The sequence below is a fragment of the Shigella sp. SIG6 genome, assembly GCF_053555815.1.
Genome location: NZ_JBQZXC010000080.1, coordinates 1 through 16,893, shown reverse-complemented (window position 1 = coordinate 16,893; position 16,893 = coordinate 1). Strand labels below are relative to the sequence as shown.

Below are 16,893 nucleotides of genomic sequence, written 5' to 3'. Positions count from 1 at the left end.
CCCTTGAGCTGCCGTTTTTTTATTCTGTTAGTTGTGAAACTGAAGCGATTTAGTCACTATCGATCTCATCAAATATGGCTCGCTTTGAGATATTCCTCAAGTAAAAAAACACCTCTTCCTGCGATTTCTCACAAAAAAGATTCGTTGACAAAAAGTGACAAAATTATGAGATTTCCATCACACATTTTGACATCAGGAACGGTATGCTGAATTCACCAAGACGGGAAGACAAGAGGTAAAATTTATGACAATGAACATTACCAGCAAACAAATGGAAATTACTCCGGCCATCCGCCAACATGTCGCAGACCGTCTCGCCAAACTGGAAAAATGGCAAACACATCTGATTAATCCACATATCATTCTGTCCAAAGAGCCACAAGGGTTTGTTGCTGACGCCACAATCAATACACCTAACGGCGTTCTGGTTGCCAGTGGTAAACATGAAGATATGTACACCGCAATTAACGAATTGATCAACAAGCTGGAACGGCAGCTCAATAAACTGCAGCACAAAGGCGAAGCACGTCGTGCCGCAACATCGGTGAAAGACGCCAACTTCGTCGAAGAAGTTGAAGAAGAGTAGTCCTTTATATTGAGTGTATCGCCAACGCGCCTTCGGGCGCGTTTTTTGTTGACAGCGTGAAAACAGTACGGGTACTGTACTAAAGTCACTTAAGGAAACAAACATGAAACACATACCGTTTTTCTTCGCATTCTTTTTTACCTTCCCCTGAATGGGAGGCGTTTCGTCGTGTGAAACAGAATGCGAAGACGAACAATAAGGCCTCCCAAATCGGGGGGCCTTTTTTATTGATAACAAAAAGGCAACACTATGACATCGGAAAACCCGCTACTGGCGCTGCGAGAGAAAATCAGCGCGCTGGATGAAAAATTATTAGCGTTACTGGCAGAACGGCGCGAACTGGCCGTCGAGGTGGGAAAAGCCAAACTGCTCTCGCATCGCCCGGTACGTGATATTGATCGTGAACGCGATTTGCTGGAAAGATTAATTACGCTCGGTAAAGCGCACCATCTGGACGCCCATTACATTACTCGCCTGTTCCAGCTCATCATTGAAGATTCCGTATTAACTCAGCAGGCTTTGCTCCAACAACATCTCAATAAAATTAATCCGTACTCAGCACGCATCGCTTTTCTCGGCCCCAAAGGTTCTTATTCCCATCTTGCGGCGCGCCAGTATGCTGCCCGTCACTTTGAGCAATTCATTGAAAGTGGCTGCGCCAAATTTGCCGATATTTTTAATCAGGTGGAAACCGGCCAGGCCGACTATGCCGTCGTACCGATTGAAAATACCAGCTCCGGTGCCATAAACGACGTTTACGATCTGCTGCAACATACCAGCTTGTCGATTGTTGGCGAGATGACGTTAACTATCGACCATTGTTTGTTGGTCTCCGGCACTACTGATTTATCCACCATCAATACGGTCTACAGCCATCCGCAGCCATTCCAGCAATGCAGCAAATTCCTTAATCGTTATCCGCACTGGAAGATTGAATATACCGAAAGTACGTCTGCGGCAATGGAAAAGGTTGCACAGGCAAAATCACCGCATGTTGCTGCGTTGGGAAGCGAAGCTGGCGGCACTTTGTACGGTTTGCAGGTACTGGAGCGTATTGAAGCAAATCAGCGACAAAACTTCACCCGATTTGTGGTGTTGGCGCGTAAAGCCATTAACGTGTCTGATCAGGTTCCGGCGAAAACCACGTTGTTAATGGCGACCGGGCAACAAGCCGGTGCGTTGGTTGAAGCGTTGCTGGTACTGCGCAACCACAATCTGATTATGACCCGTCTGGAATCACGCCCGATTCACGGTAATCCATGGGAAGAGATGTTCTATCTGGATATTCAGGCCAATCTTGAATCAGCGGAAATGCAAAAAGCATTGAAAGAGTTAGGGGAAATCACCCGTTCAATGAAGGTATTGGGCTGTTACCCAAGTGAGAACGTAGTGCCTGTTGATCCAACCTGATGAAAAGGTGCCGGATGATGTGAATCATCCGGCACTGGATTATTACTGGCGATTGTCATTCGCCTGACGCAATAACACGCGGCTTTCACTCTGAAAACGCTGTGCGTAATCGCCGAACCAGTGCTCCACCTTGCGGAAACTGTCAATAAACGCCTGCTTATCGCCCTGCTCCAGCAACTCAATCGCCTCGCCGAAACGCTTATAGTAACGTTTGATTAACGCCAGATTACGCTCTGACGACATAATGATGTCGGCATAAAGCTGCGGATCCTGAGCAAACAGTCGCCCGACCATCGCCAGCTCAAGGCGGTAAATCGGCGAAGAGAGCGCCAGAAGTTGCTCAAGCTGAACATTTTCTTCTGCCAGGTGCAGCCCGTAAGCAAAAGTAGCAAAGTGGCGCAGAGCCTGAATAAACGCCATATTCTGATCGTGCTCGACAGCGCTAATACGATGCAACCGAGCGCCCCAGACCTGAATTTGCTCCAGAAACCATTGGTATGCTTCCGGCTTACGTCCATCACACCAGACCACAACTTGCTTTGCCAGGCTACCGCTGTCCGGGCCGAACATCGGGTGTAACCCCAGTACCGGGCCATCGTGCGCCGCCAGCATGGCCTGTAATGGTCCATTTTTCACTGATGCCAGATCAACCAGAATACAATCTTTCGGTAAAGGCGGTAATTTGCCGATAACTTGCTCAGTAACGTGGATTGGCACACTAACAATCACCATTCCGGCATCGGCAACAATATCAGCCGCTCGATCCCAGTCATGTTGCTCCAGAATCCGCACCTGATAACCCGATAGTGTCAGCATCTTCTCGAACAGGCGTCCCATCTGACCGCCACCGCCGACGATAACCACCGGACGCAGTGACGGACAAAGTGTTTTAAATCCTTTGTCGTTTTCACTGGAGTAAGATTCACGCATCACCCGACGCAAAACATCCTCAATCAGATCTGGCGGTACACCCAGAGCTTCCGCCTCTGCACGACGCGAGGCCAACATAGATGCCTCGCGCTCCGGAACATAAATAGGCAGTCCAAAGCGGCTTTTCACCTCGCCCACTTCAGCAACCAGTTCCAGACGCTTCGCTAATAAATTCAGCAGCGCTTTATCGACTTCATCAATTTGATCGCGTAATGCGGTCAATTCAGCAACCATAATAAACCTCTTAAGTCACGCGAGCCGTCAGCTGCCCGTTCAGATCCTGATGAATTTCACGCAGCAAGGCATCGGTCATTTCCCAGCTAATGCAGGCATCGGTTACGGATACACCGTATTTCATTTCACTGCGCGGTTGCTCAGAAGACTGATTGCCCTCGTGGATATTACTTTCGATCATCAGACCAATAATTGAGCGATTGCCATCTTTGATTTGAGCAACCACGGATTCTGCCACCGCAGGCTGACGGCGATAATCTTTATTGGAATTACCGTGGCTGCAATCTACCATCAGAGACGGGCGCAGTCCCGCCTGTTCCATCTCTTTTTCACATTGCGCAACATCCGCAGGGCTATAGTTCGGCGCTTTACCACCGCGCAGGATCACATGCCCGTCCGGATTCCCCTGAGTTTGTAGCAACGCAACCTGCCCTGCCTGGTTAATGCCAACAAAACAGTGCGGCTGGGCGGCGGCGCGCATAGCGTTAATTGCTGTTGCCAGACTGCCGTCGGTGCCGTTTTTAAAACCAACCGGCATGGAAAGCCCGGAGGCCATTTCACGGTGAGTTTGCGATTCCGTTGTACGAGCACCAATTGCTGACCAGCTAAACAGATCGCCTAGGTATTGCGGGCTATTCGGATCTAACGCTTCCGTCGCCAGTGGCAGTCCCATATTCACCAGCTCAAGCAACAATTTACGCGCGATCTGCAGCCCGGCTTCTACATCAAAAGAGCCATCCATATGGGGATCGTTAATTAACCCTTTCCAGCCGACAGTGGTACGGGGTTTTTCAAAATAGACGCGCATTACCAGATAGAGGCTATCGCTGACCTCTGCGGCAAGAGCTTTAAATCGACGAGCATATTCCAGAGCAGTTTCCGGATCATGAATGGAACAAGGACCACATACTACCAGCAGACGAGGATCGCGCCCGGCGATAATATCTGAAATGGTTTTACGCGAGTCAGCAATCTGGGCTTCTTGTTGCAGGCTCAATGGAAAAGCGGCCTTCAGTTGTTCCGGAGTCATTAAAACCTGTTCGTCGGTAATATGTACGTTATTCAGCGCGTCTTTATGCATGATGGCGATCCTGTTTATGCTCGTTTGCGATAGTTGATCCTCAGCGAGGATGACGTAACGATAACACATGAAGTAAAGTTTTCAATCCATATTTCGTACATTTTTATTTACACAGGCAATTTAGTCGCGCTTTCAACTCTTGCTTCTGTATAGATAAATTTACACTCCCTTTGAAAACAATCCGCTATGCTTTGAAAAAGGAGAAAGAAATGATGAAAAAGTTTATCGCCCCCTTGTTGGCTTTACTGGTTAGCGGATGTCAGATTGATCCTTATACTCACGCGCCAACCTTGACCAGCACCGACTGGTATGATGTCGGTATGGAAGATGCGATATCGGGCAGCGCCATAAAAGATGACGATGCATTTAGCGATTCACAGGCGGATCGCGGTCTATACCTTAAAGGATATGCCGAAGGGCAAAAGAAAACTTGCCAGACCGATTTTACTTATGCCCGGGGACTTTCCGGTAAAAGCTTTCCTGCCAGCTGCAACAATGTTGAAAATGCCAGCCAACTGCATGAAGTATGGCAAAAAGGGGCTGATGAAAATGCCAGCACAATACGATTAAATTAATTAAAACCCCACAAATAAATTAAACATAAGATTTTACTCATTGTGTTTTATTTCTCACATTGATGACGGTCGCATGAAAAAATGATATTTTAATGAGCATCCTGAAAAAATATCGATGCATTTCGAGCGAAGATGGTGGGGATCCCTGAATGCGTTTTTCTCACCGACTGTTCTTACTTCTGATTCTCCTGCTGACGGGAGCACCAATACTCGCTCAAGAGCCTTCTGACGTTGCGAAAAACGTGCGTATGATGGTTTCCGGTATTGTCAGTTACACCCGCTGGCCTGCGCTATCAGGGCCACCAAAGTTATGTATCTTTTCATCTTCACGTTTTAGTACCGCCCTACAAGAGAATGCCGCGACATCTTTGCCTTATCTGCCTGTCATCATTCACACTCAACAAGAGGCGATGATTTCAGGCTGCAATGGTTTTTATTTTGGCAACGAGTCACCGACATTCCAGATGGAATTAACCGAACAATATCCGTCAAAGGCGTTATTATTAATTGCCGAACAAAATACCGAGTGCATTATTGGTAGCGCCTTTTGTCTGATCATCCACAATAATGACGTCAGATTTGCCGTAAACCTGGATGCCTTATCGCGTAGCGGTGTAAAGGTCAACCCGGATGTCTTAATGCTCGCACGGAAGAAAAATGATGGATAACGATAATTCTCTTAATAAGCGCCCCACGTTTAAAAGAGCATTACGCAACATCAGTATGACCAGCATATTTATCACTATGATGCTGATCTGGTTGCTGCTTTCCGTGACCTCGGTGCTGACCCTGAAACAGTACGCGCAAAAAAACCTGGCACTGGCAGCGCTGGGCCAGCAAGGGCATTTTCAACTGCAGAAGTACGTGATAAGCAGCAAAATATTCTGGCATCCTGGCATTACCCCCGTAAGGATCCAGGCGATACTTTCAGCAATTTCATAAGCCACTGGCTCTTCCCTGCCCCCATCATTCAGCCGATTCGTCACAATGGTGAAACCATTGGCGAAGTACGCTTAACCGCTCGCGACAGTTCAATCAGCCATTTTATCTGGTTTTCGCTCGCCGTACTGACCGGTTGTATTCTGCTGGCATCAGGCATCGCAATTACCCTCACCCGCCATTTGCACAATGGCCTGGTGGAAGCACTGAAAAATATCACCGATGTCGTATATGATGTGCGTTCCAACCGCAATTTTACCCGACGAGTTTCGGAAGAACGTATCGCTGAGTTTCACCGCTTCGCTCTCGACTTAAACAGTCTGCTGGATGAAATGGAAGAGTGGCAGCTTCGTTTACAGGCCAAAAATGCGCAGCTTCTGCGTACCGCGCTACATGACCCATTAACCGGGCTGGCTAACCGCGCAGCGTTTCGTAGCGGCATCAATACGTTGATGAACAATTCCGATGCCCGAAAAACGTCGGCGTTACTATTTCTTGATGGCGATAATTTCAAATATATCAATGATACCTGGGGTCATGCGACGGGCGATAGGGTCTTGATTGAAATCGCAAAACGGTTAGCTGAATTTGGCGGGCTGCGACATAAAGCATACCGCCTAGGCGGCGATGAATTCGCTATGGTGCTCTATGATGTACAGTCGGAATCTGAAGTGCAGCAGATATGCTCAGCACTGACACAAATCTTTAATCTCCCGTTTGATCTTCATAATGGCCATCAGACCACCATGACATTAAGCATTGGTTACGCGATGACCATTGAGCACGCCTCTGCGGAAAAATTACAAGAGCTTGCCGATCACAATATGTATCAGGCCAAACACCAGCGTGCCGAAAAGCTGGTGAGATAACAAGGATATATCGATATGATAAAGCACCTGGTAGCACCCCTGATTTTCACCTCACTAATACTGACTGGCTGCCAGTCCCCTCAGGGAAAGTTTACTCCTGAGCAAGTCGCCGCTATGCAATCTTATGGATTTACTGAATCCGCCGGCGACTGGTCGCTGGGCTTATCAGATGCCATTCTGTTCGCAAAAAATGACTACAAATTGCTCCCGGAAAGCCAGCAACAGATCCAAACCATGGCAGCCAAATTGGCCTCGACAGGGCTAACACATGCCCGTATGGATGGACACACCGATAACTATGGTGAAGACAGTTACAACGAAGGCTTATCATTGAAACGGGCGAATGTCGTGGCCGATGCATGGGCTATTGGTGGACAAATTCCACGCAGCAATCTCACCACACAGGGTTTAGGAAAAAAATATCCCATAGCCAGTAACAAGACCGCCCAGGGCCGCGCCGAGAACCGCCGCGTCGCAGTGGTGATTACAACCCCTTAAAACACGAGCAAACAGACAAAAAAAGGGCCAGCCAATTGGCCAGCCCTTCTTAACAGGATGTCGCTTAAGCGAAATCTTAGTTAAGACGCTCTTTGATACGAGCAGCCTTACCAGTACGCTCACGCAGGTAGTACAGTTTAGCTTTACGAACAGCACCACGACGTTTGACAGAAATGCTGTCAACTACCGGAGAGTGAGTCTGGAAGACACGCTCAACGCCTTCGCCGTTGGAAATTTTACGAACAGTGAATGCAGAGTGCAGACCGCGGTTACGAATAGCGATAACCACGCCCTCGAATGCCTGCAGACGTTTTTTGGAACCTTCAACAACCCATACTTTCACTTCCACGGTATCACCCGGACGGAAGGAAGGTACGTCCTGCTTCATCTGCTCTTGTTCAAGTTGCTTAATAATGTTGCTCATAATTTAATCTCTTATCCTGGGTAAACTGATCTCTCGGGGGCTTACGCCATCCCATCATGTTTATGTTGCTGTTGTGCGTGTTCCGTTTTGAACTCCGCCAGCAACCTTGCTTGCTCTTCAGTCAGAGCCAGGTTTTCCAGAAGTTCAGGTCTTCTAAGCCAGGTACGGCCCAGCGACTGTTTCAAACGCCAGCGACGTATCTCGGCATGGTTGCCCGACAGTAACACTGGCGGAACTTCCATCCCTTCTAACACCTCAGGCCGCGTATAGTGCGGGCAATCCAGCAATCCTTCAGCAAAGGAATCTTCCGTTGCCGAGGCTTCATGTCCCAGTACTCCCGGAATAAACCGGGAAACGGAGTCAATCAGCGTCATTGCTGGTAACTCACCACCACTGAGAACGTAATCGCCGATTGACCATTCTTCGTCAATTTCGGTTTGGATCACGCGCTCATCTATACCTTCGTAGCGACCGCACACCAGAATCAATTTTTGATTCGTTGCCAGTTCGCTGACGCCTGCTTGATCAAGCTTGCGTCCCTGTGGTGACAGATAAATCACCTTTGCGCCTTCACCCGCCGCGGCTTTTGCTGCATGAATGGCGTCCCGCAAGGGTTGCACCATCATTAACATCCCCGGTCCGCCGCCATAGGGACGATCGTCCACGGTACGGTGCCGGTCATGCGTGAAGTCGCGAGGACTCCAACTCTGGATGCTCAGCAGGCCATTTTTAACTGCCCGGCCAGTTACCCCGTAATCGGTAATTGCGCGGAACATTTCAGGAAACAGGCTAATTATGCCAATCCACATAGCGCCGTCTTTTACCGTTTATCCGGTGGTTTAAAAACCAGGATCCCAATCTACTTCGATTGAACGAGTAGTGAGATCGACTTTCTTGATAACCTGCCCATCGAGGAACGGTACGAGACGTTCCTTGATACCAAACGCATCTTTCAGGTTTGCCTTAATGACGAGAACGTCATTAGATCCGGTTTCCATCATATCGACGACTTTACCGAGATCGTAGCCTTCAGTGGTTACTACCTGGCAGCCCATCAGGTCTTTCCAGTAGTAGTCCCCCTCTTCAAGCTGAGGCAGCTGCGATGAATCCACGACAATTTCACAATTCGTCAGCAGGTTCGCCGCATCACGATCGTCAACGCCTTTCAGCTTGATGATCATGTCCTGATTGTGGTGCTTCCAGCTTTCCAGCTGGACTTGCTGCCACTGACCCGCCTTCTGGATAAACCAGGGCTGATAGTCAAAAATGCTTTCGGCGTCTTCGGTGGAAGAAAACACTCTGAGCCACCCACGAATACCGTAAGACGAACCCATTTTTCCCAAAACAATGGGATCAACAGGTGCTTGCGCGGTGAGTTGTTTGCTCATCATGACCACCGTGACAGATTAAGCTGCTTTGTTTACTTCTTTGATCAGCGCAGCAACGCGATCAGAAATAGTTGCGCCCTGGCCAACCCAGTGAGCGATGCGATCCAGATCCAGGCGAGTGCCTTCTTCTTTTTCGCTAGCGATTGGGTTGAAGAAACCAACGCGCTCGATGAAGCGACCGTTGCGTGCATTACGGCTGTCAGCGACAACAACCTGGTAGAACGGACGCTTTTTAGCGCCGTGACGTGCTAAACGAATAGTTACCATAACATCCTCTTGTGTGAATAAAACAACCGGACCCCATCGAGGAACGGAGTCCGGTGTCATATTAAAAGCCCGAAAATTTTACTGATTTCTGGAGAAAATGCAATCAGCAGTTAATAACTCTGTCGCATAAGGTCATTTAGCGACCAGGAAATCCCGGCGGCATCATTCCCTTCATGCTTCTCATCATCTTCGCCATTCCGCCTTTCTTCATTTTCTTCATCATGCGCTGCATGTCGTCGAACTGCTTCAGAAGGCGGTTAACGTCCTGTACCTGCATCCCGCAACCGGCGGCGATACGACGCTTACGCGAACCTTTGATGATTTCTGGCTTAGCGCGCTCTTTCATCGTCATTGAGTTGATGATGGCTTCCATACGCACCAGCACTTTATCGTCCATCTGCGACTTGACGTTATCCGGGATCTGCCCCATGCCCGGCAGTTTGCCCATCAAGCTGGCCATGCCGCCCATATTTTTCATCTGGCGCAGTTGCTCAAGAAAGTCGTTGAGATCGAAGCCGTCGCCTTTTTTTAGCTTGCTGGCTAATTTCTCTGCCTGCGCGCGGTCAACTTTGCTTTCGATATCTTCGATCAGCGACAGTACGTCGCCCATGCCGAGAATACGCGACGCGATGCGGTCCGGATGGAACGGCTCCAGCGCCTCAGTTTTCTCGCCAACACCGAGGAACTTGATCGGTTTGCCAGTGATGTGACGAATAGAGAGCGCCGCACCGCCGCGGGCATCGCCGTCCACTTTGGTCAACACTACGCCGGTAAGCGGTAACGCTTCATTGAATGCTTTTGCCGTATTGGCCGCATCCTGACCGGTCATGGCGTCAACCACAAACAGGGTTTCAACCGGGTTAATCGACGCATGGACTTGTTTGATCTCGTCCATCATCGCTTCGTCAACGTGCAGACGACCAGCGGTATCCACCAGCAGCACGTCGTAGAATTTCAGTTTGGCTTCTTTCAGCGCCGCGTTAACAATATCAACCGGCTTCTGACCAACATCAGAAGGGAAGAAATCAACGCCCACCTGCTCTGCCAGCGTCTCAAGCTGTTTGATTGCCGCCGGGCGATAGACGTCAGCAGAAACCACCAGCACTTTCTTCTTGTGCTTCTCGCGCAGGAAATTACCGAGTTTACCAACGCTGGTTGTTTTACCGGCACCTTGCAGGCCTGCCATCAGCACGACCGCAGGCGGTTGCGCAGCCAGATTCAGGGTCTGGTTCTCTTCGCCCATCGCCGCAACCAGTTCGTTACGGACGATTTTGACGAACTCCTGCCCCGGCGTCAGGCTCTTATTAACTTCATGACCAACCGCTTTCTCTTTTACGCGATTGATAAACTCACGCACTACCGGCAGAGCGACGTCCGCCTCCAGCAGCGCCATGCGCACTTCGCGCAGCGTATCTTTTACGTTGTCTTCAGTGAGGCGTCCACGGCCACTGATATTGCGCAGCGTGCGCGACAAACGATCGGTTAAATTATCAAACATTGTCTCTCGCCTGGGGTGGAAACGGTTGGCCGCAATCGCGACACATCATCAGTATTTTGCCGCAGTATAACATGAAGGCGTCTTTGTTGTTATGCAACGGTTGGAGCAGCGTTCACCTGACGCTATACTGCTTCTCTTTCTTATTGCTCAAACTGTCGACATTACTATGCCCGTTTTTGCTCTGCTCGCGCTTGTCGCCTACTCCGTCAGTCTTGCGCTGATTGTTCCCGGTCTGCTGCAAAAAAACGGCGGCTGGCGGCGCATGGCTATTATTTCTGCGGCCATTGCGCTGGTCTGCCACGCAATCGCTCTGGAAGCCCGCATCCTGCCCGACGGTGATAGCGGACAAAACCTCAGCCTGCTGAACGTTGGTTCATTGGTCAGTTTGGTGATCTGTACGGTAATGACCATTGTGGCTTCTCGCAATCGTGGCTGGTTGCTGCTACCCATTGTCTATGCCTTTGCGCTTATCAACCTGGCGCTGGCGACCTTCATGCCCAATGAATACATCACCCATCTGGAAGCAACGCCTGGGATGCTGGTGCACATTGGCTTATCGCTCTTTTCCTATGCCACGCTAATTATCGCCGCCCTGTACGCGCTGCAACTGGCGTGGATTGATTACCAACTGAAGAACAAGAAGCTGGCATTTAACCAGGAAATGCCGCCATTGATGAGTATCGAGCGTAAAATGTTCCACATCACGCAGATTGGCGTGGTGCTGCTAACGCTCACGCTTTGCACTGGCCTGTTCTACATGCACAACCTATTTAGCATGGAAAATATCGACAAGGCTGTGCTCTCTATCGTGGCGTGGTTTGTCTATATTGTGCTGCTGTGGGGACATTACCATGAAGGATGGCGTGGACGCCGCGTCGTCTGGTTTAACGTTGCGGGCGCGGTAATTCTGACACTGGCCTACTTCGGCAGCCGAATTGTCCAGCAGTTAATCAGCTAAACCCAGAAAAGGAGTTTCCCCTGGAACACATTTCTACTACTACGTTGATCATTATTCTGATCATCATGGTGGTCATTTCAGCCTATTTTTCCGGGTCCGAAACCGGAATGATGACCCTCAACCGCTATCGTCTTCGACATATGGCGAAACAGGGTAATCGCTCGGCCAAACGCGTCGAAAAATTGCTGCGTAAGCCAGACCGCCTGATAAGCCTGGTGTTAATCGGCAATAACCTGGTCAATATTCTTGCCTCCGCGCTCGGCACTATTGTCGGGATGCGTTTGTACGGCGATGCGGGCGTGGCAATTGCGACTGGTGTGCTGACTTTTGTCGTACTGGTTTTTGCTGAGGTATTGCCGAAAACCATTGCCGCGCTGTACCCGGAAAAAGTCGCTTATCCGAGTAGTTTTCTGCTGGCTCCGCTGCAAATTTTGATGATGCCGCTGGTCTGGTTGCTGAATGCTATCACCCGTATGCTGATGCGCATGATGGGTATCAAAACCGATATCGTGGTTAGCGGCTCTTTGAGCAAAGAAGAGTTGCGCACTATCGTGCATGAATCGCGCTCACAAATTTCCCGTCGCAATCAGGATATGCTGCTGTCGGTGCTCGATCTGGAAAAAATGACCGTTGATGACATCATGGTGCCGCGCAGTGAAATTATCGGTATTGATATCAACGATGACTGGAAATCTATTCTGCGCCAACTCTCCCACTCACCTCACGGGCGCATCGTGCTTTACCGTGATTCGCTGGACGACGCCATCAGTATGCTGCGAGTACGTGAAGCCTGGCGGTTGATGTCGGAGAAAAAAGAGTTCACCAAAGAAACCATGCTGCGCGCCGCGGACGAGATCTATTTTGTGCCTGAAGGTACGCCGCTCAGCACGCAGTTGGTAAAGTTTCAGCGCAACAAAAAGAAAGTCGGCCTGGTCGTCAACGAGTATGGAGACATTCAGGGGCTGGTGACGGTTGAAGATATTCTGGAAGAGATTGTCGGCGATTTCACTACGTCGATGTCGCCAACACTTGCCGAAGAGGTCACGCCGCAAAACGACGGTTCGGTGATTATCGATGGCACCGCCAACGTGCGGGAAATCAACAAAGCCTTTAACTGGCATCTACCGGAAGATGATGCCCGCACGGTTAATGGCGTCATTCTTGAGGCACTGGAAGAGATCCCTGTCGCAGGCACCCGCGTGCGTATTGGCGAGTACGATATCGATATTCTCGACGTACAGGACAATATGATTAAGCAGGTAAAAGTTTTTCCTGTGAAACCGCTGCGCGAGAGTGTGGCGGAGTAACGAAAACGGCCCTGCATTCGCATGCAGGGCCGTGAATTATTACGAAAACAGAAATTACGCTTTTGCTTTCGCTACAGTTACCATCGCCGCACGAATCGTACGACCATTCAGCGTATAACCCTTCTGCATAATGCCCAGTACGTTACCTGGCGCAACGTCATCAGATTCCACCATTGCGATAGCCTGATGCACATTCGGGTCCAGCGGCACGTTAGTTTCGGCGATCACTTCAACACCAAACTTACGCACAACATCCAGCATCGACTTCAGCGTCAGCTCAATGCCTTCAACCATCGCAGACATATCCGGGTTAGCTTTATCAGCCACTTCCAGCGCACGATCCAGGCTATCAATCACCGGCAGCAATTCGTTGATGAATTTCTCCAGCGCGAATTTGTGGGCTTTTTCAATATCCAGTTCAGTACGACGACGCAGGTTTTCCATTTCGGCTTTTACGCGCAAAATACCGTCACGTTCACGGGTCTGGGCTTCAGCCAGCTGAGCTTCGAGATTCGCAATTTTTTCATCGCGCGGATCCACCTGCTCAGCAGAAGCTTCTGGCTCAACTGCCTCAATCTCTTCGTGCTGATCCATGATAATTTCTTCCGGGGCTTGCCCCTCAGGCGTTTTCTGTTCTTTACTACTCATGAATTTCTCCGCGTTTTTTTCGCATTCATCTCGCTAACTTCGCTTATTATGGGGATCAGTTTCAGGGTTTCAAGGGAAGCACTCACATTGTCATCAATCTTCGCAACAAGGACCTCGGAAAAATGAATAATCATTTCAAGTGTATTGGCATTGTGGGACACCCACGGCACCCTACTGCACTGACAACACATGAAATGCTCTACCGCTGGCTGTGCACAAAAGGTTACGAGGTCATCGTTGAGCAACAAATCGCTCACGAACTGCAACTGAAGAATGTGAAAACTGGCACGCTCGCGGAGATTGGGCAACTGGCTGATCTCGCGGTAGTCGTTGGTGGCGACGGTAATATGCTGGGCGCGGCGCGCACGCTCGCCCGTTACGATATTAAAGTTATTGGAATCAACCGTGGCAACCTGGGTTTCCTGACTGACCTTGACCCCGATAACGCCCAGCAACAATTAGCCGATGTGCTGGAAGGTCACTACATCAGCGAGAAACGTTTTTTGCTGGAAGCGCAAGTCTGTCAGCAAGATTGCCAAAAACGCATCAGCACCGCGATTAACGAAGTGGTACTTCATCCTGGCAAAGTGGCGCATATGATAGAGTTCGAAGTGTATATCGACGAGATCTTTGCGTTTTCTCAGCGATCTGATGGGCTAATTATTTCGACGCCAACAGGCTCCACCGCCTATTCCCTCTCTGCGGGCGGTCCTATTCTGACCCCCTCTCTGGATGCGATTACCCTGGTGCCCATGTTCCCGCATACGTTGTCAGCACGACCACTGGTCATAAACAGCAGCAGCACGATCCGTCTGCGTTTTTCGCATCGCCGTAACGACCTGGAAATCAGTTGCGACAGCCAGATAGCACTGCCGATTCAGGAAGGTGAAGATGTCCTGATTCGTCGCTGTGATTACCATCTGAATCTGATTCATCCGAAAGATTACAGTTATTTCAATACATTAAGCACCAAGCTCGGCTGGTCAAAAAAATTATTCTAATTTTACGCCAGCCTCTTTACTGTATATAAAACCAGTTTATACTGTGCACAATAACAGTAATGGTTTTTCATACAGGAAAACGACTATGTTGGCACAACTGACCATCAGCAACTTTGCTATCGTTCGTGAGCTTGAGATTGATTTTCATAGCGGCATGACCGTAATAACTGGCGAGACCGGTGCGGGTAAATCTATTGCAATAGATGCCCTCGGTCTTTGTCTCGGTGGTCGCGCTGAAGCCGACATGGTGCGTACCGGCGCTGCTCGCGCTGACCTGTGCGCCCGTTTTTCTCTGAAAGATACGCCAGCGGCCCTGCGCTGGCTGGAAGAAAACCAGCTTGAAGACGGGCATGAATGTTTGCTTCGTCGCGTGATCAGCAGTGATGGTCGCTCCCGTGGTTTCATCAACGGTACAGCTGTTCCTCTGTCACAACTGCGCGAACTGGGTCAGTTGCTGATTCAGATCCATGGTCAGCACGCTCATCAATTACTCACCAAACCTGAGCACCAAAAATTCCTGCTTGATGGCTATGCCAATGAAACCTCTCTACTTCAGGAAATGACCGCACGTTATCAGTTGTGGCATCAAAGCTGCCGTGACCTCGCGCATCATCAACAGTTAAGTCAGGAACGCGCCGCCCGTGCGGAACTGCTGCAATACCAATTAAAAGAACTTAACGAATTTAATCCGCAGCCCGGAGAGTTTGAGCAAATCGACGAAGAGTACAAACGTCTGGCGAACAGCGGTCAATTGCTGACCACCAGCCAGAATGCATTGGCATTAATGGCCGACGGTGAAGACGCAAACCTGCAAAGTCAGCTTTACACGGCTAAACAACTGGTGAGCGAATTGATTGGCATGGACAGCAAACTGTCCGGCGTACTTGATATGCTGGAAGAAGCTACCATCCAGATTGCTGAAGCCAGCGACGAACTGCGCCACTACTGCGATCGTCTGGATCTCGATCCCAACCGACTGTTTGAACTTGAACAGCGCATCTCAAAACAGATTTCGCTGGCACGTAAACATCACGTCAGCCCTGAGGCATTACCACAGTATTACCAGTCGCTACTGGAAGAACAGCAGCAACTGGACGATCAGGCCGACTCACAAGAAACGCTCGCGCTGGCGGTAACGAAACATCATCAGCAGGCACTGGAAACCGCGCGCGCATTACACCAACAACGCCAGCAATATGCAGAAGAACTTGCACAGCTGATCACCGACAGTATGCATGCGCTCTCAATGCCGCATGGGCAGTTTACGATTGATGTCAAATATGACGAGCATCACCTGGGCGCTGACGGTGCCGATCGTATTGAGTTTCGGGTAACCACCAACCCAGGTCAGCCAATGCAGCCTATTGCCAAAGTCGCATCCGGTGGTGAATTGTCCCGCATCGCACTGGCAATCCAGGTCATCACGGCGCGTAAAATGGAAACCCCGGCACTGATTTTTGATGAAGTGGATGTAGGGATTAGCGGTCCAACAGCGGCAGTTGTCGGCAAACTGCTGCGTCAACTCGGCGAATCAACTCAGGTGATGTGTGTTACCCACCTGCCACAAGTCGCGGGATGTGGTCATCAACACTATTTTGTCAGCAAAGAAACCGATGGTGCGATGACAGAAACACATATGCAATCTCTGGATAAAAAAGCGCGGTTACAAGAGCTGGCGCGTCTGCTTGGTGGCAGTGAAGTCACACGTAACACACTGGCGAATGCGAAAGAACTGCTTGCAGCGTAAACTTTTTTCCTGCTTCACGGTCAGAGTAAACAGCAAAACGCCGTAAGACCGGAAAGCAAAAGGTTTTAAAGTGATGAAAGGTCTATTATCATCGGCATATTACAGATGAGCCACGTACTGCTCGGGCCCGAAAAGGAATCAAATCACTATGCGCTGTAAAACGCTGACTGCTGCAGCAGCAGTACTATTGATGTTGACCGCAGGCTGTTCCACTCTGGAGCGAGTGGTTTACCGTCCTGACATCAACCAGGGGAACTATCTGACCGCTAACGACGTATCCAAAATACGTGTTGGCATGACGCAACAACAAGTTGCGTACGCATTGGGTACACCGCTGATGTCCGATCCATTTGGTACGAATACCTGGTTCTATGTCTTCCGCCAGCAACCAGGTCATGAAGGTGTAACGCAGCAAACGCTGACGCTGACCTTTAACAGTAGCGGTGTGTTGACCAATATTGATAACAAACCTGCGCTGAGTGGTAACTAATAATAAAGTTGCTCTCAAAGACGTTAAAAAAGGTGCTCAATGA

Annotated in this window: 19 protein-coding genes, 1 pseudogene and 1 other annotated feature; of the genes and pseudogenes, 12 read left to right on the top strand and 8 right to left on the bottom strand. The window is 49.7% G+C overall.

Annotated elements, in window-relative coordinates; genetic code table 11:
* The first annotated feature begins 244 nt into the window (after positions 1–244).
* From raiA to pheA, 3 genes are all read left to right on the top strand, one after another.
* On the top strand, positions 245–586 hold the full coding sequence (gene raiA / locus ACUU1M_RS13495; RefSeq protein WP_000178456.1) for a ribosome-associated translation inhibitor RaiA: 342 nt from the start codon (positions 245–247) through the stop codon (positions 584–586).
* 102 nt (positions 587–688) lie between these two features.
* Positions 689–814, top strand: a sequence feature (Phe leader region).
* A complete protein-coding gene (gene pheL, locus ACUU1M_RS13490; protein ID WP_010723158.1) occupies positions 690–737 on the top strand; it encodes a phe operon leader peptide in 48 nt (15 codons plus the stop codon). It overlaps the preceding feature by 48 nt.
* Before the next feature lie 21 nt (positions 815–835).
* Positions 836–1,996, top strand: a complete 1,161-nt coding sequence (gene pheA, locus ACUU1M_RS13485; RefSeq protein WP_000200133.1) for a bifunctional chorismate mutase/prephenate dehydratase — start codon at positions 836–838, stop codon at positions 1,994–1,996.
* 42 nt (positions 1,997–2,038) lie between these two features.
* Here pheA and tyrA read toward each other — a convergent pair whose 3' ends face one another.
* Together tyrA and aroF are read right to left on the bottom strand one after the other, a co-directional pair.
* A complete protein-coding gene (tyrA, locus tag ACUU1M_RS13480; RefSeq protein WP_000225221.1) occupies positions 2,039–3,160 on the bottom strand; it encodes a bifunctional chorismate mutase/prephenate dehydrogenase in 1,122 nt (373 codons plus the stop codon).
* 10 nt (positions 3,161–3,170) lie between these two features.
* Positions 3,171–4,241 carry a 3-deoxy-7-phosphoheptulonate synthase AroF gene (gene aroF, locus ACUU1M_RS13475; protein WP_000548560.1) on the bottom strand — a complete coding sequence of 357 codons (1,071 nt, stop codon included), beginning with the start codon at positions 4,239–4,241 and terminating at the stop codon, positions 3,171–3,173.
* A 209-nt stretch (positions 4,242–4,450) separates the two neighbouring features.
* Between aroF and ACUU1M_RS13470 the strand changes: the two genes are divergently transcribed.
* The 4 genes and pseudogenes from ACUU1M_RS13470 to ACUU1M_RS13455 all read left to right on the top strand — a co-directional run bounded on the left by ACUU1M_RS13470 (position 4,451) and on the right by ACUU1M_RS13455 (position 7,122).
* Positions 4,451–4,816, top strand: a complete 366-nt coding sequence (locus ACUU1M_RS13470; RefSeq protein WP_000976004.1) for a DUF2799 domain-containing protein — start codon at positions 4,451–4,453, stop codon at positions 4,814–4,816.
* 149 nt (positions 4,817–4,965) lie between these two features.
* Positions 4,966–5,484: a YfiR family protein gene (locus tag ACUU1M_RS13465; RefSeq protein WP_001212391.1), complete on the top strand. Its 519-nt coding sequence runs from the start codon at positions 4,966–4,968 to the stop codon at positions 5,482–5,484.
* Positions 5,474–6,624 (top strand): annotated as a pseudogene (dgcN, locus tag ACUU1M_RS13460) (diguanylate cyclase DgcN). Before ACUU1M_RS13465 ends, dgcN begins: the two are co-directional and overlap by 11 nt.
* A 15-nt stretch (positions 6,625–6,639) precedes the next feature.
* Positions 6,640–7,122 (top strand): OmpA family protein, encoded by a 483-nt coding sequence (locus tag ACUU1M_RS13455; protein ID WP_000589825.1) that lies wholly within the window; start codon positions 6,640–6,642, stop codon positions 7,120–7,122.
* Positions 7,123–7,198: 76 nt separating this feature from the next.
* Here the strand turns inward: ACUU1M_RS13455 and rplS are convergent, their stop codons facing one another.
* The 5 genes from rplS to ffh all read right to left on the bottom strand — a co-directional run bounded on the left by rplS (position 7,199) and on the right by ffh (position 10,699).
* Entirely contained in the window at positions 7,199–7,546 is a 348-nt protein-coding gene (gene rplS, locus ACUU1M_RS13450) for a 50S ribosomal protein L19 (RefSeq protein WP_000065253.1), read from the bottom strand.
* A 41-nt stretch (positions 7,547–7,587) separates the two neighbouring features.
* Positions 7,588–8,355, bottom strand: a complete 768-nt coding sequence (trmD, locus tag ACUU1M_RS13445; RefSeq protein ID WP_000264777.1) for a tRNA (guanosine(37)-N1)-methyltransferase TrmD — start codon at positions 8,353–8,355, stop codon at positions 7,588–7,590.
* A 30-nt stretch (positions 8,356–8,385) separates the two neighbouring features.
* On the bottom strand, positions 8,386–8,934 hold the full coding sequence (gene rimM / locus ACUU1M_RS13440; RefSeq protein ID WP_000043335.1) for a ribosome maturation factor RimM: 549 nt from the start codon (positions 8,932–8,934) through the stop codon (positions 8,386–8,388).
* Positions 8,935–8,952: 18 nt separating this feature from the next.
* Entirely contained in the window at positions 8,953–9,201 is a 249-nt protein-coding gene (gene rpsP, locus ACUU1M_RS13435; RefSeq protein WP_000256450.1) for a 30S ribosomal protein S16, read from the bottom strand.
* 136 nt (positions 9,202–9,337) lie between these two features.
* A complete protein-coding gene (gene ffh, locus ACUU1M_RS13430) occupies positions 9,338–10,699 on the bottom strand; it encodes a signal recognition particle protein (protein ID WP_000460045.1) in 1,362 nt (453 codons plus the stop codon).
* Positions 10,700–10,865: 166 nt separating this feature from the next.
* Between ffh and ACUU1M_RS13425 the strand changes: the two genes are divergently transcribed.
* Both ACUU1M_RS13425 and ACUU1M_RS13420 read left to right on the top strand, forming a co-directional pair.
* The gene (locus ACUU1M_RS13425) at positions 10,866–11,657 is read left to right on the top strand and encodes a cytochrome C assembly family protein (RefSeq protein WP_005103455.1); all 792 of its coding nucleotides are present in this window, start codon (positions 10,866–10,868) and stop codon (positions 11,655–11,657) included.
* A gap of 20 nt (positions 11,658–11,677) precedes the next feature.
* Positions 11,678–12,964 (top strand): HlyC/CorC family transporter, encoded by a 1,287-nt coding sequence (locus ACUU1M_RS13420; RefSeq protein WP_010723175.1) that lies wholly within the window; start codon positions 11,678–11,680, stop codon positions 12,962–12,964.
* A 54-nt stretch (positions 12,965–13,018) separates the two neighbouring features.
* Here ACUU1M_RS13420 and grpE read toward each other — a convergent pair whose 3' ends face one another.
* Complete coding sequence (grpE, locus tag ACUU1M_RS13415) at positions 13,019–13,612, bottom strand: nucleotide exchange factor GrpE (protein WP_001296310.1); 594 nt, start codon at positions 13,610–13,612, stop codon at positions 13,019–13,021.
* A 122-nt stretch (positions 13,613–13,734) separates the two neighbouring features.
* On the opposite strand from grpE, the gene nadK reads away from it, so the two are divergent.
* The 3 genes from nadK (at position 13,735) to bamE (ending at position 16,850) form a co-directional block, all read left to right on the top strand.
* Positions 13,735–14,613: an NAD(+) kinase gene (nadK, locus tag ACUU1M_RS13410; RefSeq protein WP_001059169.1), complete on the top strand. Its 879-nt coding sequence runs from the start codon at positions 13,735–13,737 to the stop codon at positions 14,611–14,613.
* Positions 14,614–14,698: 85 nt separating this feature from the next.
* On the top strand, positions 14,699–16,360 hold the full coding sequence (recN, locus tag ACUU1M_RS13405) for a DNA repair protein RecN (protein WP_000880917.1): 1,662 nt from the start codon (positions 14,699–14,701) through the stop codon (positions 16,358–16,360).
* A gap of 148 nt (positions 16,361–16,508) precedes the next feature.
* Positions 16,509–16,850, top strand: coding sequence for an outer membrane protein assembly factor BamE (gene bamE / locus ACUU1M_RS13400; RefSeq protein ID WP_001203437.1), 342 nt, complete (start codon positions 16,509–16,511; stop codon positions 16,848–16,850).
* The last annotated feature ends 43 nt before the right edge of the window (positions 16,851–16,893 follow it).